Below are 23156 nucleotides of genomic sequence, written 5' to 3'. Positions count from 1 at the left end.
GTGATGCATCGTCTGCATCATCAATCAAGGCTAACCATTCTATCACATTATTTTGTGGTGTCAAGCGTTTTTTTAAATATTTTTGAAATTTGTTTTTAATGACAATTTTCAGATTAAAAAGGCTTATTCGTTAGCTGAGATAACATTATATAATATATTAAAATTAAGTCAAGTATTTTTTGAAAAAATTTTAATTATTATCATTTGTAATTGGTGGCGATGAAGAGACTTGAACTCTTGACCTCACGATTATGAGTCGTGCGCTCTAACCAGCTGAGCTACATCGCCATTACAGGGTGCAAATTATACAGATAGTTTTAACTGCTGTCAATGCTAATTTTTGCAATTTCTTAAATATTTTTAAATATTTAAGAAATTAAAAAAGCGGGCAAACCGATAAGCCGGGTTCTGTCGTGGACAATCATTCATCTAGGCGTATCATCGCTAATACGCTCAAGCAACCTACCCGTGTCCCAAGCGGGCAACTCGTTGGACACCTATTTGGTCTTGCTACGAGTGGAGTTTACCATGCCATGAACTGTTGCCAGTCATGCGGTGTGCTCTTACCACACCCTTTCACCCTTACCCATATAAATATAGGCGGTCTGCTCTCTGTTGCACTGGTCGTAGGCTTTCGCCCCCTAGCCGTTAGCTAGCACTCTGCCCTATGTAGCCCGGACTTTCCTCCCCTTCTATATAGAAGTGGCGATTGTCTGGTTTACCAAGTGGCTATTATAGCACAGTTTAGGCTGATTGTCCTGTTATTCTATAAAATTTTTGCAACAATGCCATCTGGTCTTCAAAGTGATCAAGGTCTTTTGGGATACAGTCTACAGGACAGATATCCACGCACTGGGGTGTATCAAAATGCCCAACACATTCAGTACACAAATTAGGGTCAATGACATAAATGTCATCGCCTGCTGATATTGCCTCGTTTGGGCATACAGGTTCACATACATCACAATTGATGCACTCTTGTGTAATTTTTAATGCCATGAATTCAGCTTATCTTGTTAAAAACTTCTGTTCAAAACCTACCAAGACACAAGGTGGCACAAATTTTGAGACATCACCACCCAACTTGGCTACCTCACGCACCAAAGTTGATGAAACGAATGAATACTCTTGAGATGGCGTTAAAAATACCGCTTCAAAATTCTCATCTAAACTGCGATTCATGTTCGCCAAACCAAATTCATATTCAAAATCTGACACTGCCCTAAGTCCACGAATGACCGCTTGAACTCCTTGCTCTTTAGCAAAATCCACCAAGAGCCCCTCAAAACCCACTACAGAAATCCTTGGATCGCCATCAAAAACTGACTCCACTAATGCCACTCGCTCATCAAAACTAAACAAAGGTTTTTTATGGTGAGCGAATGCTACGGCAATGACCACCTCATCAAACAATCTTAATGCTCGCTTGACAAGATCCACATGACCATTAGTTATGGGGTCAAAAGTACCAGGATAGAGAGCTTTTTTTTGGGCATGATTAGTCATGACGCATCGCTTTTTAAAAATTAGGTGCTTATGCTACCAAAATTTTTATGAACTTTAAACCAATTTTGATAGAAATTTATAAGGATGCACCAATTTCCTAGCAAGTCGCATTTTATCAAACCATTACTCAATTATCCCATTCATCATGGCAGCTCGACCGTATATTCACTAACATCAGGTAGAGACTTAGTTAGACCTTGTTGTTGCATAAAATTCGCCATCGTCTCGTAGCGTGCTTTGTCTAACACCTTTGGATTATCCGCTAAATGTGGCAAAGTATCTGCCCACGCCAGACGATTTAATTCATTACCCAACTCGTTTGGCTTATAAGAAACGAACAATTTCCATGCTTCATCTGGATTGGTCTTGATGAAGTCTGTCGCCTGCTGAATGGCCGTCATAAAACGAGCCAGCTTCTCTTCTTGAATGCGTTGCTTATGAGCGACAAAAATCAGCTCATCATAAGCAGGCACACCGTGTTGTTCAGGATAGAATGCCAAACCTTCATGCTTTTCAAGTTTTAGTTGATTGAGTTCAAAGTTGCGAAGCGAGCCAATCACCGCATCTGTCTGACCACTAAGTAATGATGGCGATAAAGACCAATTAACATTAACCAATTCAACATCTTTTGCATCAAGATTGGCAGAAGCCAACATGGTTTTTAACAAAAGCTCTTCAAAACCACTGATTGAATAACCAATCTTTTTACCCTTTAGATCGGCAAGATTAGAAATGCCACTCTCTTTTAATACCACCAGACTGTTTAATGGCGAGTCGATGACCGTACCAATTCTTACCAAAGGCAGACCTTCTGCAACTTGCTGTTGAAGCTGTGGCTGATAATCAATGGCGATGTCTGCTTTTTGGGCTGCCACAAGCTTCGGCGGCATAGATGGGTCGGCAGGCTCAATAATTTCTACCTCCAAACCCTGATCATCAAAATAACCTTTTTGCCTAGCAACGATAATGGCGGCATGATTGGGATTGGCAAACCAATCAAGTAGCAGTGATACTTTTTGGGTGCTTGGCATGGCGGTATCTGCTTGTTTATCCTTATTGGGGGTGCAAGATGTCAGCACGCCCGCCATCGCAAGTACCACCACACCTGATAAAAATTTAGAGATCACAATAAAACTCCTTTACTTTTTGGTTGTTGTAAACAGACATGATTAATGCATATGAGTCGCCCATGGAATTAGGCGTTTTAATAAACAATCGCCCGCAAAATACAACACTAACGCAATGATCAATAGTGCAAATAATGCCACAAACATCAAATCCACCTGCATTCTGGCGTTGGCGTGTAACATAAGATATCCTAGCCCTTCAGATGAACCAACCCACTCGCCTACCACTGCACCAATCGGGGCAATAGAGATGGCGATTCTAAGTCCTGACGCCAATGCAGGCAAAGCAGCAGGCAATTTTACTTTTAAGAGCGTCTGCCATGCACTGATACGGTAAGTCTTTGCTAAATCTAGCCAAGCCTTTGGGGTTTGGCAAAGCCCATCAAAACAGGCTGTCGTTACTGGAAAATAAATAATAAGCACAGTCATGACAATCTTAGATGCAATGCCATAACCAAGCCACAACACCAAAAGCGGTGCAATGGCAAATACGGGAATCGCTTGCGAAATGACGAGCAGTGGCAACAAAATAGATGAAATTCGCCTTGAACTACTAAGAAGCAATGCTGAACATACTCCCATGACAGCACCAACCCCCAAACCCAATAAAATCTCAAGCAAAGTAACCTTGGTGTGATGCCAAATCAGCGATGTATTGACCAAAAAAGTATCCAACACCATCATTGGGCTTGGCAGGATATAACGGGGCAGCTCAAAGATACTTACCACAAACTGCCACAACAAGATGAGTATGAGTGCAATCAAGGGTATTTTAATCAGTTTCATCACCACCCCTAAACCGAAAGTTCACTCAAAAGTCGTGCGTGCAATACACCAAACTCACCATCGTCAAGTTGTCTGACAGGGCGACCACTTGGGCTAATTTTAGTAGAAATTACAGCAGGGGACTGTTTTAGCACATAAATATCATCGCTTAGACGAATCGCTTCTTGGGGATCATGGGTGATAAGCAAGACAGTCTTTTGTTGTAGTAAGTCATAAGATAAAGCCTGTAACTCATGACGAGTTACCGCATCAAGAGCTGAAAACGGCTCGTCCATCAACACCAAATCCGCCTTCATCATCAAAGTGCGAGCCAATGCTACCCGCTGACGCTGTCCACCTGATAATTCATAGGTTTTTTTGTGTAAATAGGCATCCATCTTGACTTTTTTTAATAAAAGCAACGCCTCCTCTTTGGTGTGCGGTGTTTTTTGTCCTGACAAATGGGCGGATAACTGCACATTGTCCAAGACAGACAGCCACGGATACAAAGAGTCGTGCTGAGCCAAATAGGATAATTGAATGCCATCAGTAAAACCTATCCGACCAGTAAAATTCTGCTCAAGTCCTGCGATGATGCGAAGAAGGGTTGATTTGCCCACACCTGATGCACCCAATAGGCTAGTAAACCGCCCTTTTGGCAAGGTGAAATCAAAATCATGAAAAATAGACTGCTCGCCAAACTTGAACGATAAACCCACAATCTCAACACACATCATGGGTTACCTCGCCAAGCAAAGCGGCACAAGGAATGATAAACATGGTTAGTTTCCTACGACAGCATTAACTGAACAGGTTCACGGGTATCATCTCAGCCATCTATGACAGCACCCCGACTAAACAAAATAACTATAATTTGAGCAATTATAAGCCAAGATAATTCATAAAACCACTCACGGTTAAATCATGACCATAATAATAAAGGTTTTTTAGGCTAATCAGCGTTTGGCAAAACCTTGCTTTTGTAGGTAGTCTAACATGAAAGGACGCACTTCGCCACCAAATGTTGCAGCAATTTGAGCCTTCCAATCCAAATCAAGACCACGCCCCTGATAGTATTCACGCACCTGCTCATTATAAGTGGCAAGCACATCATCGCTGGCGATTTGATAAATATCAGTAGAAACCAGCGTTTGTAGTGGCAAACGCGGTCTTTGTGATTGGTTAATCTTAGATTCCCAATCAGGATGCCCCAAACATAATCCAAACAATGGCACAACATGCTTTGGCAAGCCCAAAATTTCACCTGCACGCTCAATATCGTTGCGAAGCGAGCCAATATATACACCACCTAGACCTAAGCTCTCGGCGGCGGCAAGGATATTTTGTGCCATAAGTGCTGCGTCAATAGCACCAATAAGCGTCACTTCCATCCAGTCTGTCTGCACATCGGCAAGCTGATTGTGGCGATGAGCATCCATACAAAAAACCAAATATTCTGCACATGACTCCACATAGCCATGACCCAATCGCTTACCCTCTGCCAATGCCTGAGTGTATTCCTCTTCACTCATGTCGCACGAAATCTGACGCAAAGCGGTACGCTTATTGGTATCAATCACACGAATGATACTGGTTGCCTGCAAAAAACTAGAAGTTGATACTGCACGCCCTGCTTCCAAGATGGTAGTTAACGCCTCATCAGAAATCGACTCGCCTGTGTATTTGCGTATTGAGCGGTGATTGAGCAGGGTTTCAATGGTAGATGCACTGTTTAGCATGAACGCATTCCTTTTTAGTTTGTTAATTATCAAAAAATTATAAAAATCAATATAAGCTAGCATGGTATCAATTATCAACCACAAAGGCAAATTGATTTGACAATTTTTTGTGTTTTTGGACAGATTTTCACAATTAACAGATGGGCTACTTTATCTGCTAAGATAATTTGTTATAATACCAATCAAGATTAAACAAAAAATACAAAAACTGGACAATTATCATGGCAAAAAAACCAAGTAACCAAATCTGTGCCAACAAAAAAGTAAGGCATGAATATTTTATTGAAGAAACTTTTGAGGCAGGGTTGGCCTTAGAAGGCTGGGAAGTTAAATCCATTCGAGCAGGCAAAATGACCATCACCGATGCCTATGTTATCTTTAAAAATGGCGAAGCATTCTTGTTCGGAGCACACATTCAACCGCTATTAACCAGTTCAACTCACATAAACCCTGACAACATTCGTACCAGAAAGTTGCTATTAAACCGCCGTGAGATTGACAAATTATTTGGCATGGTCAATCAAAAAGGCTATGCGGTCGTGCCACTGTCATGCTATTGGAAAGCATCACGAGTCAAATGTGAAATCGCTCTTGCCAAAGGCAAAAAACTACACGACAAAAGAGCGACTCTCAAAGAGCGTGATTGGCAAATGGATAAAAAGCGTGGCTTTAAGGCGGACTTACGCTAAATTAGCCTATTTACAACATTGACAACAAGCCATATCAAAGAGGCTGTGTGTTTAATCTCTTTGATATGCTAATGATGCCATCAAAAAAGTTAGGCAGGCTTGTTTTTATTACCACTGATGGTACTCATGCCTTGTACTATCAAGCATAAAATACCTGCCCAAATCAATCCATAGCTAGCTAGCATATCTAGTGTAAATGTACCGCCAAGCACCGTTACTGCCAACAAGAACAGCAACGCAGGTTCAAGATAGCCCACCAAACCAAACAGACTAACAGGCAGGATTCGATTTGCTTCTAGATGCGATTGTAGTGCCAATATGCTAATCACACCCAACCCTACGACTTTTAGAAATAACCAACCATTTTGCAACACCATACTCACATTCTGATCATACATCAATAGGTATATCAAGCAAAATGGGGCGATTAGCACCGCATCCACAAACATGCCTGTGATGGCACGCACCTTTTGCACACGACGCATGACATAATAGATGGGGTAAGTCATACAGACCCAAAAAGTCGCCCAACTTAGCTCACCTGTCCGCATAATCTCCAATGCCACACCTGTCACCGCCAACAATACAGCAAGCCACTGAACCTTGGTCAGTTTTTCTTTAAAAAATATACAACCAAACAGCACCATCACCAAAGGAAATAAAAAATACCCCATCGCCGTCTGTACGCCCTGCTGATTTAACGGTGCCCACATAAATAGCCATAGTTGACTACCAAAAATTGGGGTCGGCAGTAGCAACCACGCCCACGCCTTAACGCCATGCACCGCTTTTAGGTCGCCGATAACGCTCTTGATTTGACCACTAAACACCAAAAAGATGAGCAGGCACCCCAAAATCATTACCATTCGCCACAAAAACACGCTCGTACCCGACAACGGCGATAACCATTGACCATAAGAATAAAGTACGCCAAACAAAACATTGGCAAAAACTGCCAGAACCACCCCTAGGATGAATTTCTGACGACTCGTGTTTGTGGATTGATTGATGGCGGTAGATGTGTTATTGCTCATGAATGCCTGCTTTTTTTTGCATTAAATCATCGCACTTATTTTAAGGGAAGTTGTTGATAAAAATTTTGGATTTTTTATAAAATATGCTTTTATTTTGCAAATTTTTTATATTTTTGATAAAATTTCTCACAGACTAACAGAATTGCGTAAAATTATTTTATGAATACTCCGCCATGAATCACACTCTAGACGATACCGATAAAGTCATCTTAAACCTACTACAAGATGATGCCACCACACCCCTAAAAATCATTGCTGAGCATGCACGCATCTCTATCGCTACCGCCCAACGCAGAATCAACACACTCATCGAACAACAAGTTATTGACCGTCAGGTTGCCATCATCAATCCACTGAAAGTCGGCTATGGATTGACAGTGTTAGTCATGATTAAAATGGCCACTTCTAATGTTTCCATGCAACAACGGTTTGAGCGGATCATGTCTGCTGAACCGCAGGTGATGATGTGCTATGAGATTTCTGGAAATTATGACTTCATGCTGGTAGTGAACAGTCAAAACATGCAGGACTACCACGCCTTTACACGCAGGTTATTGACCAGCGAAAACAATGTTAATCATTTTAATAGTCAATTCGTCATGAATTTTATTAAATCTGGTACAAAAATTACGCTAAAATAAACGCATTTTCACATTCTTATTATTCAAGGTTTATCATGAAAAAAATTCTAAGTCTTGGTCTATTGTGCTATCTGACTGCCTGCACACAGCCTGAACCATCACAGACCACAAAAAGCACCACCAACGCACATAGTAGCCAAGCACCAACTGATATCTTATCTGATGCTGATGACGCCATCGAGTCACAGCCCATAACCACACCGGATGGTAAAATTCAAATCGACTGGTCGCTCATTGATACAAAAACACCCCGAGCCGACCTAGCAAACTATCCATACCCCATCGCCATTGATAGCCAAGCAGTCAAAAACTACGCCACTGCCCATAAAATCAGCGATGGCGAAGCACAGCACAGCATTGTCGTGAGCATGGCATCCCCTGAAGCCTTAGGCAAACTACTTGACCAACTTGAGGACAGTTATCTAGGTCATGAGCTTGTAGATGGAGCAAATATGGCTCTCATTATCCATACCACAGACAATGTCATCGCTGATGAACGAGACTATATCTTTGCCGATAAATTTGGCGAAGGTCTGGTGCTACCCATCAAAATCACACCAAAACAATAATCCAATGAACAATTCAGCCAAAAAAGGAGTATCTCTTTTTTGGCTGATGGCAATATTAATGGTTTTTTGCCCCAAATGAACCTAAATAAATGGCAAGCATCACCAAAAATGCCCCACCCCATTGCCATGCGTTGATCGATTTATCCAACCAGAAATAATCAATGAGTAGTGCTGCTACAGGCTCAGACAACAACAAAAGCCCTGTCAAAGATAATGCTAACTTTGGAATGGAATAACCAATCAAGCCCCAAGCCAAGCACTGCATGACAGCACCATAAACCAGAACCCAGCCCCACTCACTCATGGTCATTGGCAAAATTTGCCCATCATTCCACAAAAACATCATGGGCAAAAGTGCCATTGTTCCACCTGTACCAATGATGGTCATCATAGGCAATATGGCAACTTTGGCTACTTCATGTACACGGCGAATATACGCCATTGATAACGCCAAAAAACCGCCTGAAGCAATACCAGCAACAAAGCCCCATAATGCCGCATCATTGGTTGCAAACTCAGGGCTAGCAATGAATATCACACCAATCGATGCCATGGCAAGGCTCATCAGCTGTATTTTGTTTTGTTTTTCACCAAACCACAAAAAAGCAATGAATGCCAAAAAGAATATTTGTAAGCTATTTAACAAGGTAGAGATACCCGGTCCTACTGCATAGATGCTCTCATGCCACAATGCCAAGTCAAGCCCCAATGCCACTCCTGATGCCAAAGCCAAAGCAATGGATTTTTTGCTAGTGGGAAAGGCTTGACGACAAATCATGGAAAGCACCCAGAAAATACAGGCTGAGATGAACAGTCGCCAGAACGCCATCGCAAAGCCACCTAGACCATCAACATGAGCAACAATCAAACTCCCAAGTCCAAACAAAACACAACCAATCAACAGTCCAGCCATTGACAGTACATCACTTTTGCTTCTAGGTTGCGTATGCTGATTGCCCATCATTTGCCTTATTCATAAATTAATATTTATATTTGATAATCCATCATAACCATTAGTAAAGTCAAGCACAACACCATATTTGCTCTTAGTAGCATCACACACGCCCATGTTCACCAAGCAGAGCCAAGAACGCCTCTTCATCAACGATTTTTATGCCAAGCTCGTTAGCCTTAGCTAGCTTAGAGCCCGCCTTTTCACCTGCCAGTAGCACACCGGTCTTAGCAGATACCGAGCCTGATACTTTTGCCCCTAACGCCTGCAAATGAGCTTTTGCCTCATCTCGCCCCATCGCAGACAGCGTACCTGTTACCACCCAAGTCTGACCCTCAAGCGGTGTATTTAAAGCACTCTTGGTCATCGCCTCCCATGCCACACCTGAATTTAGTAGTGCATCAATGACCTCATTGTTGTGTGCACTATCAAAAAAATCATTGATACTATGGGCGGTGATGTCGCCCACATCAGGCACACCAACAAGCGTAGCAACATCCGCCTGTCTTAGTGCCTCAAAATCACAAAAATAGTGTGCCAAATTCAGTGCTGTTGACTCACCCACCCCACGAATGCCTAACGCAAAAATAAAGCGAGACAGTGTGGTATTTTTTGATTTTTCAATGGCATTTAGCATATTAGCAACGGATTTTTCACCCAAACCTTCTAGCGTTACAAGATGCTCTTGGTGATTGCTTAGCGTGTAGATATCCGCCACCGTCTTAATCAATCCCATTTCAAAGAATTTAATCAGCCACTGCTCCCCTAGACCATCAATATCCATCGCACGGCGTGAGACAAAATGCACCAAAGCCTCTTTTGATTGAGCGGGGCAATACAAACCACCTGTACAGCGTGCCAAAGCCTCTCCTTCTGGCAACACCACCTCAGACTCACAAACAGGGCAACTCTTCGGCAGATACACAGGGCTAACATCAGCACCCCTAAGCTCAGCCAATACACCCGATACCTTTGGAATGACATCGCCTGCTCGGTGAATGCTAACCATATCACCAACCATCAGTCCAAGCCGTCCAATCTCGCCAAAGTTATGTAAAGTAACATTGCTTACCGTAACACCACCCACATTGACAGGCTCTAGCTTACCCACAGGGGTAAGCTGACCTGTACGCCCCACTTGCCATTCTACCGCCAAAAGTTTGGTTACGGCACTTTCAGCCGTAAACTTATAAGCAGTTGCCCAGCGTGGCTCACGGCTTAAAAAACCCAAATCACTTTGTAGCTGCAATGAATTAACTTTCACTACCACGCCATCAATCTCAAACGGCAAACTAGCACGAGTCTTGCTAATGTGTTCATAGAAATCTTGCACACCTATGGGCGTGGCAGCCGTATCAAAAGGTGCAGTCTCAAAGCCGAGCGTCTGTAGATATTGCAAAGCCCCGCTTTGAGTGGCGATATTCTGGGGTAATCCTTGATTTACCGAGTAAGCATAGAACGCCAAAGGACGAGCGGCGGCAATGGCAGGATTAAGCTGGCGAAGCGAACCTGCGGCAGCATTTCTGGGGTTGGCAAAGACTTTTTCTCCACGCTCTTGGCTTTGGCGGTTTAATTTCTCAAAACCTGCCTTTGGCATTAGCACCTCACCACGCACCTCAAGCAAAGCAATATCTTGGCAGGCGGGCAATACCTGTGGTAAGTTACAAATAGTGCGGACATTGTGCGTAATGTCTTCACCAATACGCCCATCGCCACGAGTAATGGCTTGGGTAAACACACCATTCACATATTTTAAGGATACTGCCAGACCATCTAATTTCAACTCCATTTCGTATTCAGGATTCTGATTTTTAGCATCTAGGCGATCGTTAATACGATTCATGAAGGCGGATAACTCATCTAGGCTAAAAACATTGCCCAAAGACAACATGGCAAGGTCATGTGGTACCTGAACAAACGCAGGCAAAGGGGCATCACCCACTTTATCTGTAGGGCTGTCAGGCTGTTTTAGGGCAGGAAAATCAGTCTCTAGCTTAATCAGCTGTTGTCTTAGGCTATCATATTCATCATCCAAGATGGTTGGATTATCTAGTACATAATAGGCGTGATTGTGTTTTTTTAGGGCGTCAATCAAAAGACGCATCCGCCCAATAACGCCCATCTCATCAGATGCGTCTTGGTTGTTAGATTGGTCATTAAAGCTGAATAAATCTGTCATGGCTCACTCAAATATTGGGTTGATAGGTTTTGACGGTGGTTTGTGACAAGGGTTGTCTTGGCAAATAACACAAAAACCGTCTTAAAAGACGGTTTTGCATCAATTCATTGATTATTGATAATTGGCGATATCAGCACGCAATTTAGCAAGTCTTTCATCGTTTAACAGCTCGCCTTGCTCATCGTACAAATCTGCGTCAATATCGCTAGCAATCATCTGTGCGGTCGATACCATGCTATCAAAACCACGCAAAGCGTAAGGATGTGGCAATGACAAGAACAACAAAATGGTATTAAAACGACTTTCTGATAAAGTGTTTAGGTCAAAAGATTGCACGCCTGCATCATTCGCCCCAAGCATACTAAACCACAAATCACCTGTGCCATTCTCATGTTCGTAACGATGGAACATCTCCATTACACCGTATTTTAGCCCATATTCACGCACCAGCCCCAAGATACTCTTACCTGGCAAGCCCGTAAAAAAATTGCGTGGCGTGATGACAATGGTTACAGTATCTTTAGCGTTTAATAATGGTCCATTGTTTTGATCAGAGCTGACTTCCTGAGATAGGTGTCTGTCTATTAGCGGTGCTTTTTGTTCGCTAGCAGGCTGAGTCAATTCAGTTGCTTCTTGGAAGTCTAGCACATCTAAATCATGAACTTGCTCGTCCAGACCGCTCACCTGAGTGGAGTTTTGGTCAATTGGTGCTTCATAAATTGCTGACGCCTTAGTGGGCGACTCTGGCGTCCTATCGGCATTTACTACAGGCGATGATGCAGCGACCGCCGCCATATTACTTAGTGCATCTGTATCTTCATCATCTTGTGGCGTCGCTTTAGTGGCTGTTTGCGACATACGCTCATCTCTTGGTGTGATGGGCAAACCGTCCTTGTGCTGAACATCTGTTTCAACATCACCCACCTGCTTCGCCTTAATAAGACGCACTACCGCTAGCACAATCAAAATCAGCCCAGCAACCATAGCCAGTATGGTCATGAGCAATTGCACACTTTGTTCCATAATTACCCCAGTTTATTCGTCTTCAGATGAGACTCAAAAAGTCAGTCAATAAATACGCATAGTCTATCACGATGTGCTTGATTCGTCATCTATTTGTTCAGAAAATCAACCAATTTTATTGTATTTTGGCACAACTCATATAATCATTTCCCAAACACCAAAAACCGCCCCCATAAGGACGGTTTTTGAGCACATTGTAAAGCACAAATATGATTAGGCTTTTTTGCCACGGCTTGCAAACGCACCAAAACGCTTGTTGAAGCTGGCAACACGACCTTCGTTAGATGCCTTGCGTTGCTCACCAGTGTAGAATGGGTGAGAAGCACTTGAGATATCAAGCGGGAAATATGGGTACTCTTTACCTTCGTATTCACGAGTTGCTTTAGTGGCAACGGTTGAGCGAGTTAGGAAGTACACATCAGCATTGGTGTCGTGAAATAGAACTTCTTTGTAATCTGGGTGAATGTCTTTACGCATGATAATTGTCCAATAAACCTAAGCACTAATAAAAACTGCCCGCAAAACCAATTCTTAGGCAATCAAACATAGCCACGCTATCACCAACCAACTTTGGTATGTCGCACCATGCCTTATCATCTATTAGCCAACTTAAGTGGGAAAAATGAACCGATATTATAACAAAGGCATACCCACTTTTCAACTAAAAATAAGCTAGCTTTTGCCCAGATTATTATTGGTGGTCGCTTTCCATCTCAACTCGAGTACGAAATTTTTGACCCGCCTTAAAAGTAACTACTCGCCTTGCTTTGACAGGAATGCTTTCGCCAGTTTTTGGATTTCTACCCGGTCTTGGTTTTTTGTCTTTTAGTACAAAATTGCCAAAGCCTGAGATTTTAACCTCTCTGCCATCTGCCAAATTTTGACTAATTTCTTCAAAAAACTTATCGACAATTTGCCTAGCATCTTGGCGAGTGATGCGTAGGCGAATGGTCAAGCGGTCAATCATATCAGCCTTGGTTAATGCACTCATGATTTTTCCTTGTTATCCCATTGTACCTTCAGTTGATGTGTTAATCAGCCGTCACGAAGCTGCACGCCGTGTTTGTCAGTTAAAACCTTGACGACATCATCCATTGCGGTCTTGATGGCTTCGTCTTCAAGTGTGGCATCGGCATTTTGAAATAACATCGCAAACGCCAATGATTTTTTACCCTCTGGTAAATGCTCGCCTTGATAGACATCAAACAGCCACAAATCGCTCAAATATTGCCCTGCCGCCCCACGAATATCCGCAATCAAATCTTGCCAGACCACCGAAGTATCCGCCAAAAATGCCAAATCACGGCGAACGCTTGGGAATTTACTTGGTGAATGAATGGTATTTTTTGCACGATGCAGGTCAATCAAACCCTCTAAAGCAAATTGTGCTACCCACACACTAGGCAAATCAAGTGCCTTGGCAATACTTGGGTGCAACTGACCAAACCAACCTAGTTTTTCTCCATTCACTACCAGATAAGCACTTTGACCAGGATGCAAAAACGCCAAATCCGCTCGTTGGTATTCAACTGCACTCTTATCTAGACGCTTTGGCAATAGACTTTCAATATCACGCTTTAAATCAAAAAAGTCCATTTCTCGCTTGTCATAAATGCCCTCATCTGCCACAAGACCTGTAGCAACGATAGCAAGACTTGGGGTCTGTACCAAATCTTTGATGTCTTGACCAATAAACGATAACCCTGTTTCAAACAGACGCACACGAGATTGTTGGCGTTTTAGATTATACGACACCACAGGCAACATACTAGATAGCAAAGTACGACGCATCACCGCAAGCTCTAATGAAATCGGGTTGGCAAGTGGCAGAACCGATCCCAACTGATCATCATTGAATAGTGCCTCAATCTTGGCATCGCTAAAGCTAAAACTCACTGCCTCAAAATAACCTGAAGTCGCCAATACTGCCTTGATGGCATAAGTCAAATCTGCCGTATCGTCATGACTCATGTCCACCGCAAAACTTGGTAAAGTCGCCTCAATCTTATCATAACCATAGATACGAGCCACCTCTTCAACCACATCTTCGGCAATGCTTATGTCAAAACGATGACTTGGTGGCTGACAGATAAGACCATCACCGTTGATTGTACTATCAATTCCCAAGCGATTTAAGATATCTAGCACTTCATCAGCAGATGGCTTAATGCCCAATAGCTGTTCAATCTTAGCTAACGGTAGATGAATTGCCTCACGCTTAGGCAGTTTTTGTGTGTTTTCAACGGTGGTAATCTGACCTGCCTCACCGCCTGCAATATCACAAATCAATGCTGTGGCACGGTTTATTGCCGTCAATGGCAACTCAAAATCCACGCCTCGTTCAAATCGCTGGCTGGCATCGGTATGTAGCCCAAAGCGTCTGGCTCGTGCTGCGATGGCAAGCTGATGAAAATGTGCCGACTCAAGCACGATATTGGTCGTCTCATCGCTAACAGCAGAACGCAGCCCTCCCATGATACCTGCCAAGGCAAGCACACCTTCATCATCGGCAATGACCAGCTCATCACCTGTCAAAGTAATGCTTTGCTCATTGAGTAGCACCACCTGTTCTTGTTTTTGTGCCAATCGCACGACAATATCGCCTACGATTTTATCAGCATCAAAGGCGTGAAGTGGCTGACCAAGCTCTAATAGCACATAGTTGGTAACATCAACCAAAAAGTTGTGTGTACGCACCCCTGACGCTGTCAAATGCTCCATCAACCAAGCAGGACTTTTAACCGTGCGGTCGATATTACCAATATACTGGGCTAAATAGCGTGGGCAAGCATCATCGCTGAGCACCTTAACGCTGGGAGTCTGGCTAATGCTTGGGGCAACCTGAGTGATGACTGGGTGATTTAATGACAAACGGTTAATCACCGAAATCTCACGAGCAATACCTAATGCACTAAAACAGTCGCCACGATTTGGTGTGATGGCAATGTCAAAAATCATGGCATCTAAATTTAAATATTCTCGCACACAGACACCGATGGGTGCATCAGGCGACAACTCAAGCAAACCATCAATTTCATCAACCAAGCCAATCTCTGAAGCACCGCATAGCATGCCTTGAGATTCTACACCACGCAGTTTGCCTTTTTTAATTTTAAACTCTTTACCGTCAATCGGTGGCAATACCGCACCCACTGTCGCTACCGCTACTTTTAACCCTGCTCGCACATTCGGTGCACCGCACACAATTTGTAGCAGTTCTGGTTGACCGATATTGACGGTCGTAACACGCAAACGATCAGCATCTGGATGCTGTTCACAGGTAATAACCTCCCCAACCACCACACCACTAAATGGCGGTGCAACCATCTGGGCATCATCAAGTTCAAGCCCTGCCATCGTCAGTTGTTCGCCAAGCTCTGCTGAAGTGTTGGTGGGGTTTACCCATTGTCTTAGCCAATTTTCGCTGATTTTCATAAATTTCTCAAAACTCTATTTTGTGTCAATATTCATCAAGATTGGGCCTGCCACTCATTTTGACCGCTTCCATTCATCAGTCGCCCAATTCTTAGGCGAATTGCTTTAAAAATCTGATGTCATTTTGGAAAAATAAACGCAAGTCATTCACACCATAATACAGCATGGCAAAGCGTTCAATCCCAAGACCAAAAGCAAATCCTGTATACTCGTCAGGGTCAATGCCACAGTTACGCAGCACCTGTGGATGAACCATACCACAGCCCAGAACCTCTAGCCATTTGCCATTGTCTGATAAGATATCCACTTCAGCAGATGGTTCGGTAAATGGGAAGAAAGATGGGCGAAAACGAACGGTCATCTGTTTGCCAAAAAAAGCATTTAAAAACTCATGAATCACACCTTTTAACTCAGCAAAGTTAGATGATTTAGAAATCATCAAGCCCTCCATCTGATGAAACATTGGTGAATGCGTCTGGTCGCTATCGGAGCGATACACACGCCCAGGGCAGATGATGCGAAGTGGTGGCTCCGATTTCTCCATCGTGCGAATCTGCACACCTGAAGTATGTGTACGCAGCAGATAATTGGCATCAAAATAAAAAGTATCGTGCATCGATCGAGCAGGGTGATGATCTGGGATATTAAGTGCCTCAAAGTTATAATAATCACTCTCCACCTCAGGACCTGTCGCCACGCTAAATCCTGCCTGAGTAAAGAACTGCTTCATACGCTCGGTTACCTGCGTAATGGGATGCAGTCCACCAATCGCCACACCTCGTGCTGGCAAACTGACATCAACTGTCTCACTGGCAAGTTTAGCATTTAGGGCGTTTTGTGCCAAAAGCTGTCCACGCTCATCAAATGCTACGGTTATCTTGGTGCGTAACTCATGCAAATATGCACCGTAGGTTTTTTTGCCATCAGCATCTAAAGAACCCATCTGCTTGGACAAGGTGGTGATGTCGCTTTTTTTGCCTTGCAAGGCAACTTTAAGTTCTTGCAGCTCTGTTTCACTTTGAGCGTGCTGGATTAATGAGCAAGCCGATTCGCCAAATGTAGCAAAATCCTGCTCTGTAAGATTCGCTAAAGGCTGATTCAAGGTGGGTATTGTGGTCATAAATGTACAACTTTTATCAGATTTTTTATAGAAAAATAAACAACTTATTGTAAATAATTCATTTTCAAATATCAATAAGCGATTTGCTTTGGTTACAATAATTATTCTGCCAATCAACAAATACCAATGGGCACAACCACTCTTAAAAATCATTTTATGTAAAAAAATTTTACAATTTTTCAAAACCCTGTTGACATAATTGTCTTAAATTTGTATATTTAGATTGCATTTTTGATACTTTATTGTAGAATTGCAAATTTTTGCTGTCGCACTATTACACTTTTTGGACTAAAGTCACTGATGGTGCATGGATTATCAGCCACAAGGAAACACTTCTATGAAACATTCTGTTTTAGCTACTTCTCTCAAAGTCGCCACCCTAGCCAGCATTGCAACACTTTCTACTGTCGCCATTGCTGCCCCCGACATCTATGGTCAAATTCGTATGTCTTTTGCAAGTGAAAGTGCCGAAACCACCAAAAATGGTATTACCACCAAAGACTCGGCTCGACCCAAGTTTACAACAGGTAACTCTCGTATCGGCTTTAAAGGTTCAGAAAAGCTCAAAGATAAACTTGACCTAGAATATCGCTTAGAGTATCGAGTTGATGTCGCTGAAAGTACTAGTGCCAACTTTTCTGCTCGTCAAGGTTGGATTGCCTTAAACCATGCAGATTATGGCCGTCTACAAGCAGGTCGCACCATCTCAAAAGACGATGATCTTGTTACAGGCAATGCATGGCTATGGGGGATAGGCATTGGTCCATTTTCTGGCCATGCAGGTAACTGGGTAAATAATAGCTTTTTATATACTACACCAAAATTCAACAGCGACACTACTACCGCATTCATACACTATGGCATGGATGAAGGTAAAAAAGGTTCTCGCTCTTTTATTACTTTTAAAAATGGAGAGGAAAAATCAGTTGATCGTGATTTTGTCATTGTCGGTGCTCAATACACTAAAGATAAAACCTCACTAAATGTCGCTTATACTCGTGCAGGCAATGACCTAAATTCACTACTTGGTTCTGGTGAATATACAATTAACGACCAATGGTCGGTGCATGGCACAGCTCAATACACCGACTACAATAGCAATGATAACGAGCTTGCATTGTTTACTGGTGTAGCTTACAAACCCAAAGACTCTGTAACCACTTGGGCTGAGATCTCTTATACCGATAACTATAAAGGTTATGGTGATGGAGAGGTAGTTGGTCTGAATGTGGGTGCCTCTTATGATGTCAGCAAAAATCTACTTGGTTTTGCTAATGTCGGTTTTTCTAAAGAAGAATATAATAAAACCAAAGTTGATAAAAAAGGTATTGAGTTAGGTGCAGTATATCGCTTCTAACACCCTACCATCATCTCCATAGGTAAAGTTAGAAAATAGCCCACTCATTGAGTGGGCTTGTTTATAGACCAATCATTCAAATAAGCAACTACCCACTTTCAAAACGCAGGTAAATAAAAAACCGCAACACGGAGTATTGCGGTTTTTAAATTTAGTCGAAACTAAATATATGCTTAGACTTATGCCAAAGCAGATTTTGCTTTTTCGCAGATTGCAGTGAATGCTGCTGCATCATGCATGGCGATGTCTGCTAGAATACGGCGGTCAATCTCAATGCTTGCCTTTTTAAGACCATTGATAAGACGGCTGTATGACAAACCATTTAGACGAGCACCTGCATTAATACGAGCAATCCACAGACGGCGGAAAGAGCGTTTTTTGTTACGGCGGTCACGGTATGCGTATTGACCTGCTTTCATCACAGCTTGTACAGCAACACGATACACACGAGAGCGAGCACCGTAGTAACCTTTTGCACGAGCCAGAACTTTTTTATGACGGCGGTTAGCCTGTACACCACGTTTTACACGAGCCATTATATTCTCCTAAATTAAATGTATGGGCACATACGGCGGATTGATGGAACATCAGCGACATGAACCATCACGCAACCACGAAGTTGGCGGATACGCTTAGGAGACTTTTTGGTCAAGATGTGGCGTTTGAAGGCTTGCTTACGCTTAAAACCATTAGCGGTTTTTTTAAAACGCTTAGCTGCACCACGCTTGGTTTTTAATTTTACTTTCATGGTAACCTCTTTGTTAAAGGTTGGTTGCCCAACCGATGAACCTTTTTGTCAATTTGTTCAAAACAAATAACGGAAGGTGGGAGCAACATTATAAAAGATAACAAAATAAATTGCAAGACTTGACTATGACAAATAATACAAACCAGCAGATGTTTTATCTCATTTAGATTAGTCAGATCATTAGATAGTGTGCTAAAATATCGCAAAATAGGAGATAATGATGAACTATCTTAACGCTCTACGATTTAATGCCGATGGGCTGATTCCTGCCATTGCCCAAGACCGTGATACAGGGCAAATTCTAATGTTGGCATGGCAAAACCGTGAAGCACTGACACTTACCGCACAAACAGGGCAAGCAGTGTACTACTCTCGCTCTCGCAATCAGCTATGGCATAAAGGCGAAAGCTCAGGTCATGCTCAAATTGTTCATGAAATACGCACCGATTGTGATAAAGATGTCATCGTGCTAATCATTACGCAGATTGGTGATATCGCATGCCATACAGGGCGTCGCTCATGCTTTTATGACAAGCTAGATACCACTGAAGGCAGATGGATAACCGTGGATCAGGTCATCAAAAATCCTGATGAGATTTATGGTAGGTCTCACAGCTCAACAAGCAACCAAGCCGACCATGTTCACAACAAAAACACCACGGCCACTCTTTGCATAGATAACATCATCGCAAAACTAGATGATATCCTAGCAGAAAGAAAACTTGCTGACAAAGACAGCTCTTATGTGGCAAGTTTATACCACAAAGGATTAAACAAAATCCTAGAAAAAGTAGGCGAAGAAGCAACTGAATCCATCATCTCTGCCAAAGAACTGCAACTTGTTCGCACCCAAGGCGTTGATGATGACAAGGCAGCATCCGAGCTTGTCTATGAAGTGGCGGACACTTGGTTTCATGGTTTGGTCGCCTTGCACCACTTGGGCTTATCAGGGCAGGCAGTACTAGATGAGCTTGGCAGACGCTTTGGGTTGTCGGGCATTGATGAAAAAAATAGCCGTACAGTACAGTCATAACAGCCAAATGAGCTAAATTTTCATCATTTTATTAAAATTTTGTGTTAGACTATTTTTAAAACAACAAAGTAATCTTTTAAGGATGGGTTATGGGTAGTTTTTCAATCACGCATTGGATCATTTTATTATTGGTAGTGGTGGTAATCTTTGGCACAAGCAAACTTAAAAATGCAGGCAAAGATTTAGGTTCTGCTGTTAAAGGTTTTAAGGATGCTGTTAAAGATGAAGACAAACCTAAACTTGCTGACAGCGACAATAAACCCATCATCGCTGAAATCAAAGAAATCAAAAACGACAAGCCAAGCGACAGCTGATCACTTAGGATTTATTTGTGGCAAATCTTGGTTTTTTTGAGCTGACTTTATTTGGCATCATTGCACTCATCGTGCTTGGTCCTGAAAAACTGCCATTGGCAGCACGCACACTGGGCAAATGGTACGGCAAATTTCGCCGTATGTCAGCACGCCTGCAAAGTGAGTTTGTCAGCGAAATGCAGCTTTTAGAAGTTCAAGAAGAACTCAAAGCCGAGCTTGCCAAAATCAAAGAGTCAGAAGCGGCAATGAAACAGCAAGTAGTCAAGCTCCAACGCACCATAGATCAGACCGAACAAACCGCTCACACCAACAAACACCACATTCTAGAAAGCTGGCAGACAAGCACAAATGATGATGAATCACCAATCCACCATCACAACGCCCAAAAAACAGCAGTACTTGAAACCGCATTTAATATGCCAATGGTGAACCGCTGGTTCTTATTGGGCGAGTATGACAAAAAACGCCGTCTGCCACCACCGCCTTTTTTACCCAATCATCAAGCAGATAAACTGCTACATCAGGGGGGTGCGTGAGCGATTTAACCCCTGATATCAACATCTCCAAGCAACACACACCCAGTCATGAAGGCGATATGCCATTCATGGCACACTTTGCTGAGCTACGGACTCGCTTTATTCGTATGTTTTTGGCGGTCATCGTGGTGTTCTTGGCATTGATTGGATTTAGCCGAGAATTATATGATTTTATCTCAAACCCACTGGTTGCTCTATTGCCCAAAGAAGCCAGTCTCATCGCCACTGATGTCGCATCTGGGTTTTTAGCACCAATTAAACTAACCTTTTTTGTGTCGCTATTTTTGACTGTGCCGTTTATTCTTGCACAGATTTGGGGCTTTGTTTCACCTGCTCTTTATAAGCACGAAAAACGAGCCGCCTTACCATTACTATTATCTGCCATCATACTATTTTATGTGGGTGTGGCGTTTGCTTATTTTGTGGTGCTTGTTCCTGCACTCAAATTTTTTGTGATGTTTGCACCTGATAATGTCCTACCAATGACAGACATTCAAAGCTATCTTGATTTTGTGATTAAGCTTTTTGCTGTATTTGGAGTGATGTTTGAGATACCTGTGGCAACCTTACTATTGGTGCTAATGCGTATCATCAGCCCAAAAGCGTTGGCGGATAAACGACGCTATATCATCGTTGGTTGTTTTTTTATTGCTGCCATCGTTACACCACCTGATGGAGCAAGTATGCTCATGCTTGCCATTCCAATGTGCCTACTGTTTGAGTTTGGTCTATTGATGGCAAAGATTTTGGTCAAAGAACCCTCCCCTAAAGACGCTATTTCTCAAGCAAACGATAAGCCATAATCTTTGTCAATCTTGACATCATAAGTCAAGCCGACAACCTTACAAAACTATGCTATAATGATGCGGTTTTGTCATCAGTTAATCTGCCCATGAGTTCAGCCACCACCTACGCACCCACCGATGAGCAGCTTGCTGCCTTACAGATGGCAATGACAGGACAATCATTCAAAATCGTTGCCTATGCAGGTGCAGGTAAAACCACCACCTTAAAACTCATCAGCGACCACATGAATGGTCGGGGGCTGTACCTAGCATTCAACAAGTCCATCGCCAACGAAGCTCAGAGCAAATTCCCAAGAAATGTACGCTGCCAGACCTTCCACTCTCTTGCTTATCGCCATGTTAATCGTGATGTAACCGCCAAGGTTAGTCTACCACGCCTAACGCCCAGCCGACTGGCTAGCGAGCTAAATTTATCCGCCATTCAAGTGGAAAGAAAGATAGACGGTGTTAACAAATCAGTTACGCTCACCCCCGCCAAACTTGCCAATATCGTCAGTGAAGGCTTGACCAATTTTTGTAAAACATCGAGTGCCTATCCTGCCCCACGCCACATCACTCCACCATCATGGCTAAGCCAAGCTGATGGTGAACACTTGCAAGAGCTACTATACCCTGCCCTAGAAATGCGATGGTTGCAATCTATTGACCCACGCCATCAGTCAGGCATCGGACACGACATTTACCTAAAACTATGGACACTATCTAACCCCATCATTCCTGCTGACTTTATTTTATTTGATGAAGCACAAGACGCAGACCCCTTGATGATGGGTGCACTCATTCGCCAAGACAAACAAACCATTTATGTAGGCGATGCCCATCAACAAATTTATGAATGGCGTGGGGCATTAAATGCCATGAAACGCCTACCCTATCCACAGACCCTACTAACGCAATCGTTTCGCTTTGGTGATGAGATTGCCAAAGTTGCCAATATATTTTTGACCGCCCTACAAGAAGAAACCCCCCTAAAAGGCAACCCTGCCATCTCAAGCCGTATTGCCAAACTGCTTGCTCAGGGGAAAAAAGATGCGATTTTGTGTCGTACCAACGCCACTGCTATCAGCCATTTACTAACAGGGCTAAAAGCAGGGCATAAAGTCGCCCTACAAGCTGATAGTGAGCGAATTTTACGGTTTTGTCATGCCGCCGAGAGCCTAAAAACAGGTAAATCTGCCTATGGCGTGCCTGAGCTTGCTTTTTTTAAGCATTGGGGAGAAGTGCAAGAATTTAGCGAGACAGGCGAAGGGTCTGATTTAAAAACTTGGGTAAAGCTCATCGAAGAGCATGGCACACAGACAATCTCCAGTGCCATTAAAAGTCTAACCACCCAAAGCCACGCAGATTATGTGGTTTCCACCGCCCACAAAGCAAAGGGGCTGGAATGGTCTCGTGTACAAATTAGCGATGATTTTTTGTACGACATCAATCGCCACACCATCAAAATCTCTCCTGAAGAATTACGCTTACTGTATGTCGCCTGCACTCGTGCCAAAGAAGTCCTAGACATACACCATATTGGTGATTTGATGGCAAGTTTAGCACTTGATGATAAAAAATTGATTTATAAATAATTTTAGCCG

25 protein-coding genes, 1 tRNA gene, 1 other RNA gene and 1 riboswitch are annotated in these 23156 nt (G+C 42.9%); of the genes, 9 read left to right on the top strand and 18 right to left on the bottom strand.

Features of this window, described 5'->3' with window-relative positions; translation table 11 throughout:
* Positions 1-211: 211 nt before the first annotated feature.
* The 8 genes from ACERC6_RS08175 to nfsA form a co-directional block, all read right to left on the bottom strand.
* Positions 212-288: transfer RNA gene (locus tag ACERC6_RS08175), tRNA-Met, on the bottom strand.
* Positions 289-381: 93 nt separating this feature from the next.
* Positions 382-725, bottom strand: an RNA gene (rnpB, locus tag ACERC6_RS08170) — RNase P RNA component class A.
* Positions 726-744: 19 nt separating this feature from the next.
* The gene (locus ACERC6_RS08165; protein ID WP_373628522.1) at positions 745-999 is read right to left on the bottom strand and encodes a YfhL family 4Fe-4S dicluster ferredoxin; all 255 of its coding nucleotides are present in this window, start codon (positions 997-999) and stop codon (positions 745-747) included.
* Between the two features lie 9 nt (positions 1000-1008).
* Positions 1009-1506, bottom strand: coding sequence for a pantetheine-phosphate adenylyltransferase (coaD, locus tag ACERC6_RS08160; protein WP_373628521.1), 498 nt, complete (start codon positions 1504-1506; stop codon positions 1009-1011).
* Positions 1507-1649: 143 nt separating this feature from the next.
* Complete coding sequence (locus ACERC6_RS08155; RefSeq protein WP_373628519.1) at positions 1650-2633, bottom strand: ABC transporter substrate-binding protein; 984 nt, start codon at positions 2631-2633, stop codon at positions 1650-1652.
* A gap of 42 nt (positions 2634-2675) precedes the next feature.
* On the bottom strand, positions 2676-3419 hold the full coding sequence (locus tag ACERC6_RS08150; RefSeq protein WP_373628518.1) for an ABC transporter permease: 744 nt from the start codon (positions 3417-3419) through the stop codon (positions 2676-2678).
* A gap of 8 nt (positions 3420-3427) precedes the next feature.
* Entirely contained in the window at positions 3428-4135 is a 708-nt protein-coding gene (locus ACERC6_RS08145) for an ABC transporter ATP-binding protein (protein WP_373628517.1), read from the bottom strand.
* A 33-nt stretch (positions 4136-4168) separates the two neighbouring features.
* Positions 4169-4261: riboswitch (TPP riboswitch) on the bottom strand.
* Between the two features lie 93 nt (positions 4262-4354).
* The gene (gene nfsA / locus ACERC6_RS08140; RefSeq protein WP_373628516.1) at positions 4355-5137 is read right to left on the bottom strand and encodes an oxygen-insensitive NADPH nitroreductase; all 783 of its coding nucleotides are present in this window, start codon (positions 5135-5137) and stop codon (positions 4355-4357) included.
* Positions 5138-5358: 221 nt separating this feature from the next.
* Between nfsA and smpB the strand changes: the two genes are divergently transcribed.
* Positions 5359-5826 (top strand): SsrA-binding protein SmpB, encoded by a 468-nt coding sequence (gene smpB, locus ACERC6_RS08135; RefSeq protein WP_373628515.1) that lies wholly within the window; start codon positions 5359-5361, stop codon positions 5824-5826.
* Between the two features lie 89 nt (positions 5827-5915).
* Here smpB and rarD read toward each other — a convergent pair whose 3' ends face one another.
* The gene (gene rarD / locus ACERC6_RS08130) at positions 5916-6860 is read right to left on the bottom strand and encodes an EamA family transporter RarD (protein WP_373628514.1); all 945 of its coding nucleotides are present in this window, start codon (positions 6858-6860) and stop codon (positions 5916-5918) included.
* 173 nt (positions 6861-7033) lie between these two features.
* On the opposite strand from rarD, the gene ACERC6_RS08125 reads away from it, so the two are divergent.
* Both ACERC6_RS08125 and ACERC6_RS08120 read left to right on the top strand, forming a co-directional pair.
* Positions 7034-7501, top strand: coding sequence for an Lrp/AsnC family transcriptional regulator (locus tag ACERC6_RS08125; RefSeq protein WP_373628513.1), 468 nt, complete (start codon positions 7034-7036; stop codon positions 7499-7501).
* Between the two features lie 35 nt (positions 7502-7536).
* Entirely contained in the window at positions 7537-8070 is a 534-nt protein-coding gene (locus ACERC6_RS08120) for a hypothetical protein (protein ID WP_373628512.1), read from the top strand.
* 55 nt (positions 8071-8125) lie between these two features.
* Here ACERC6_RS08120 and ACERC6_RS08115 read toward each other — a convergent pair whose 3' ends face one another.
* The 7 genes from ACERC6_RS08115 to pheS form a co-directional block, all read right to left on the bottom strand.
* Positions 8126-9031 (bottom strand): DMT family transporter, encoded by a 906-nt coding sequence (locus ACERC6_RS08115; RefSeq protein ID WP_373628511.1) that lies wholly within the window; start codon positions 9029-9031, stop codon positions 8126-8128.
* Between the two features lie 94 nt (positions 9032-9125).
* Entirely contained in the window at positions 9126-11201 is a 2076-nt protein-coding gene (ligA, locus tag ACERC6_RS08110) for an NAD-dependent DNA ligase LigA (RefSeq protein WP_373628510.1), read from the bottom strand.
* A 111-nt stretch (positions 11202-11312) separates the two neighbouring features.
* Complete coding sequence (locus tag ACERC6_RS08105) at positions 11313-12200, bottom strand: cell division protein ZipA C-terminal FtsZ-binding domain-containing protein (RefSeq protein ID WP_373628509.1); 888 nt, start codon at positions 12198-12200, stop codon at positions 11313-11315.
* A gap of 237 nt (positions 12201-12437) precedes the next feature.
* Entirely contained in the window at positions 12438-12701 is a 264-nt protein-coding gene (locus tag ACERC6_RS08100; RefSeq protein ID WP_284673765.1) for a type B 50S ribosomal protein L31, read from the bottom strand.
* 214 nt (positions 12702-12915) lie between these two features.
* Positions 12916-13215: an integration host factor subunit alpha gene (locus ACERC6_RS08095; RefSeq protein ID WP_284673764.1), complete on the bottom strand. Its 300-nt coding sequence runs from the start codon at positions 13213-13215 to the stop codon at positions 12916-12918.
* A gap of 44 nt (positions 13216-13259) precedes the next feature.
* Positions 13260-15659, bottom strand: coding sequence for a phenylalanine--tRNA ligase subunit beta (pheT, locus tag ACERC6_RS08090; protein WP_373628508.1), 2400 nt, complete (start codon positions 15657-15659; stop codon positions 13260-13262).
* A gap of 91 nt (positions 15660-15750) precedes the next feature.
* Positions 15751-16779 carry a phenylalanine--tRNA ligase subunit alpha gene (gene pheS, locus ACERC6_RS08085; RefSeq protein WP_373628507.1) on the bottom strand — a complete coding sequence of 343 codons (1029 nt, stop codon included), beginning with the start codon at positions 16777-16779 and terminating at the stop codon, positions 15751-15753.
* Positions 16780-17116: 337 nt separating this feature from the next.
* On the opposite strand from pheS, the gene ACERC6_RS08080 reads away from it, so the two are divergent.
* Positions 17117-18136, top strand: a complete 1020-nt coding sequence (locus ACERC6_RS08080) for a porin (RefSeq protein WP_373628506.1) — start codon at positions 17117-17119, stop codon at positions 18134-18136.
* Positions 18137-18315: 179 nt separating this feature from the next.
* Here ACERC6_RS08080 and rplT read toward each other — a convergent pair whose 3' ends face one another.
* Positions 18316-18672 carry a 50S ribosomal protein L20 gene (gene rplT / locus ACERC6_RS08075; RefSeq protein ID WP_029102390.1) on the bottom strand — a complete coding sequence of 119 codons (357 nt, stop codon included), beginning with the start codon at positions 18670-18672 and terminating at the stop codon, positions 18316-18318.
* Between the two features lie 14 nt (positions 18673-18686).
* Positions 18687-18884, bottom strand: coding sequence for a 50S ribosomal protein L35 (gene rpmI, locus ACERC6_RS08070; protein WP_029102391.1), 198 nt, complete (start codon positions 18882-18884; stop codon positions 18687-18689).
* Positions 18885-19104: 220 nt separating this feature from the next.
* Between rpmI and hisIE the strand changes: the two genes are divergently transcribed.
* The 5 genes from hisIE to ACERC6_RS08045 all read left to right on the top strand — a co-directional run bounded on the left by hisIE (position 19105) and on the right by ACERC6_RS08045 (position 23147).
* Positions 19105-19917 carry a bifunctional phosphoribosyl-AMP cyclohydrolase/phosphoribosyl-ATP diphosphatase HisIE gene (gene hisIE / locus ACERC6_RS08065; RefSeq protein WP_373628504.1) on the top strand — a complete coding sequence of 271 codons (813 nt, stop codon included), beginning with the start codon at positions 19105-19107 and terminating at the stop codon, positions 19915-19917.
* Between the two features lie 89 nt (positions 19918-20006).
* Positions 20007-20231, top strand: a complete 225-nt coding sequence (gene tatA, locus ACERC6_RS08060; RefSeq protein WP_373628502.1) for a Sec-independent protein translocase subunit TatA — start codon at positions 20007-20009, stop codon at positions 20229-20231.
* A gap of 17 nt (positions 20232-20248) precedes the next feature.
* A complete protein-coding gene (gene tatB, locus ACERC6_RS08055; RefSeq protein ID WP_373628501.1) occupies positions 20249-20767 on the top strand; it encodes a Sec-independent protein translocase protein TatB in 519 nt (172 codons plus the stop codon).
* 59 nt (positions 20768-20826) lie between these two features.
* Positions 20827-21570: a twin-arginine translocase subunit TatC gene (tatC, locus tag ACERC6_RS08050; protein ID WP_373628526.1), complete on the top strand. Its 744-nt coding sequence runs from the start codon at positions 20827-20829 to the stop codon at positions 21568-21570.
* A gap of 89 nt (positions 21571-21659) precedes the next feature.
* Positions 21660-23147, top strand: a complete 1488-nt coding sequence (locus tag ACERC6_RS08045; protein ID WP_373628525.1) for a UvrD-helicase domain-containing protein — start codon at positions 21660-21662, stop codon at positions 23145-23147.
* Positions 23148-23156 lie beyond the last annotated feature (9 nt).

The sequence above is a fragment of the Moraxella sp. E33BD genome, assembly GCF_041807865.1.
Taxonomy (GTDB): domain Bacteria; phylum Pseudomonadota; class Gammaproteobacteria; order Pseudomonadales; family Moraxellaceae; genus Moraxella; species Moraxella haemolytica.
Note: the sequence above shows the minus strand (reverse complement) of the source record. Positions and strands in the feature narration are given on the sequence as shown.

What these genes read in the sequence shown, in the direction of transcription:
- ligA (WP_373628510.1), bottom strand. Translation starts at nt 11,201, where the DNA reads ATGACAGATTTATTCAGCTTTAATGACCAATCTAACAACCAAGACGCA.
- ACERC6_RS08095 (WP_284673764.1), bottom strand. Translation starts at nt 13,215, where the DNA reads ATGAGTGCATTAACCAAGGCTGATATGATTGACCGCTTGACCATTCGC.
- coaD (WP_373628521.1), bottom strand. Translation starts at nt 1,506, where the DNA reads ATGACTAATCATGCCCAAAAAAAAGCTCTCTATCCTGGTACTTTTGAC.
- ACERC6_RS08165 (WP_373628522.1), bottom strand. Translation starts at nt 999, where the DNA reads ATGGCATTAAAAATTACACAAGAGTGCATCAATTGTGATGTATGTGAA.
- tatC (WP_373628526.1), top strand. Translation starts at nt 20,827, where the DNA reads ATGCCATTCATGGCACACTTTGCTGAGCTACGGACTCGCTTTATTCGT.
- rpmI (WP_029102391.1), bottom strand. Translation starts at nt 18,884, where the DNA reads ATGAAAGTAAAATTAAAAACCAAGCGTGGTGCAGCTAAGCGTTTTAAA.
- ACERC6_RS08105 (WP_373628509.1), bottom strand. Translation starts at nt 12,200, where the DNA reads ATGACCATACTGGCTATGGTTGCTGGGCTGATTTTGATTGTGCTAGCG.
- ACERC6_RS08045 (WP_373628525.1), top strand. Translation starts at nt 21,660, where the DNA reads ATGAGTTCAGCCACCACCTACGCACCCACCGATGAGCAGCTTGCTGCC.
- ACERC6_RS08120 (WP_373628512.1), top strand. Translation starts at nt 7,537, where the DNA reads ATGAAAAAAATTCTAAGTCTTGGTCTATTGTGCTATCTGACTGCCTGC.
- ACERC6_RS08125 (WP_373628513.1), top strand. Translation starts at nt 7,034, where the DNA reads ATGAATCACACTCTAGACGATACCGATAAAGTCATCTTAAACCTACTA.
- tatA (WP_373628502.1), top strand. Translation starts at nt 20,007, where the DNA reads ATGGGTAGTTTTTCAATCACGCATTGGATCATTTTATTATTGGTAGTG.
- ACERC6_RS08115 (WP_373628511.1), bottom strand. Translation starts at nt 9,031, where the DNA reads ATGGGCAATCAGCATACGCAACCTAGAAGCAAAAGTGATGTACTGTCA.
- hisIE (WP_373628504.1), top strand. Translation starts at nt 19,105, where the DNA reads ATGAACTATCTTAACGCTCTACGATTTAATGCCGATGGGCTGATTCCT.
- pheT (WP_373628508.1), bottom strand. Translation starts at nt 15,659, where the DNA reads ATGAAAATCAGCGAAAATTGGCTAAGACAATGGGTAAACCCCACCAAC.
- ACERC6_RS08080 (WP_373628506.1), top strand. Translation starts at nt 17,117, where the DNA reads ATGAAACATTCTGTTTTAGCTACTTCTCTCAAAGTCGCCACCCTAGCC.
- smpB (WP_373628515.1), top strand. Translation starts at nt 5,359, where the DNA reads ATGGCAAAAAAACCAAGTAACCAAATCTGTGCCAACAAAAAAGTAAGG.
- rarD (WP_373628514.1), bottom strand. Translation starts at nt 6,860, where the DNA reads ATGAGCAATAACACATCTACCGCCATCAATCAATCCACAAACACGAGT.
- ACERC6_RS08145 (WP_373628517.1), bottom strand. Translation starts at nt 4,135, where the DNA reads ATGATGTGTGTTGAGATTGTGGGTTTATCGTTCAAGTTTGGCGAGCAG.
- ACERC6_RS08100 (WP_284673765.1), bottom strand. Translation starts at nt 12,701, where the DNA reads ATGCGTAAAGACATTCACCCAGATTACAAAGAAGTTCTATTTCACGAC.
- nfsA (WP_373628516.1), bottom strand. Translation starts at nt 5,137, where the DNA reads ATGCTAAACAGTGCATCTACCATTGAAACCCTGCTCAATCACCGCTCA.
- ACERC6_RS08150 (WP_373628518.1), bottom strand. Translation starts at nt 3,419, where the DNA reads ATGAAACTGATTAAAATACCCTTGATTGCACTCATACTCATCTTGTTG.
- rplT (WP_029102390.1), bottom strand. Translation starts at nt 18,672, where the DNA reads ATGGCTCGTGTAAAACGTGGTGTACAGGCTAACCGCCGTCATAAAAAA.
- pheS (WP_373628507.1), bottom strand. Translation starts at nt 16,779, where the DNA reads ATGACCACAATACCCACCTTGAATCAGCCTTTAGCGAATCTTACAGAG.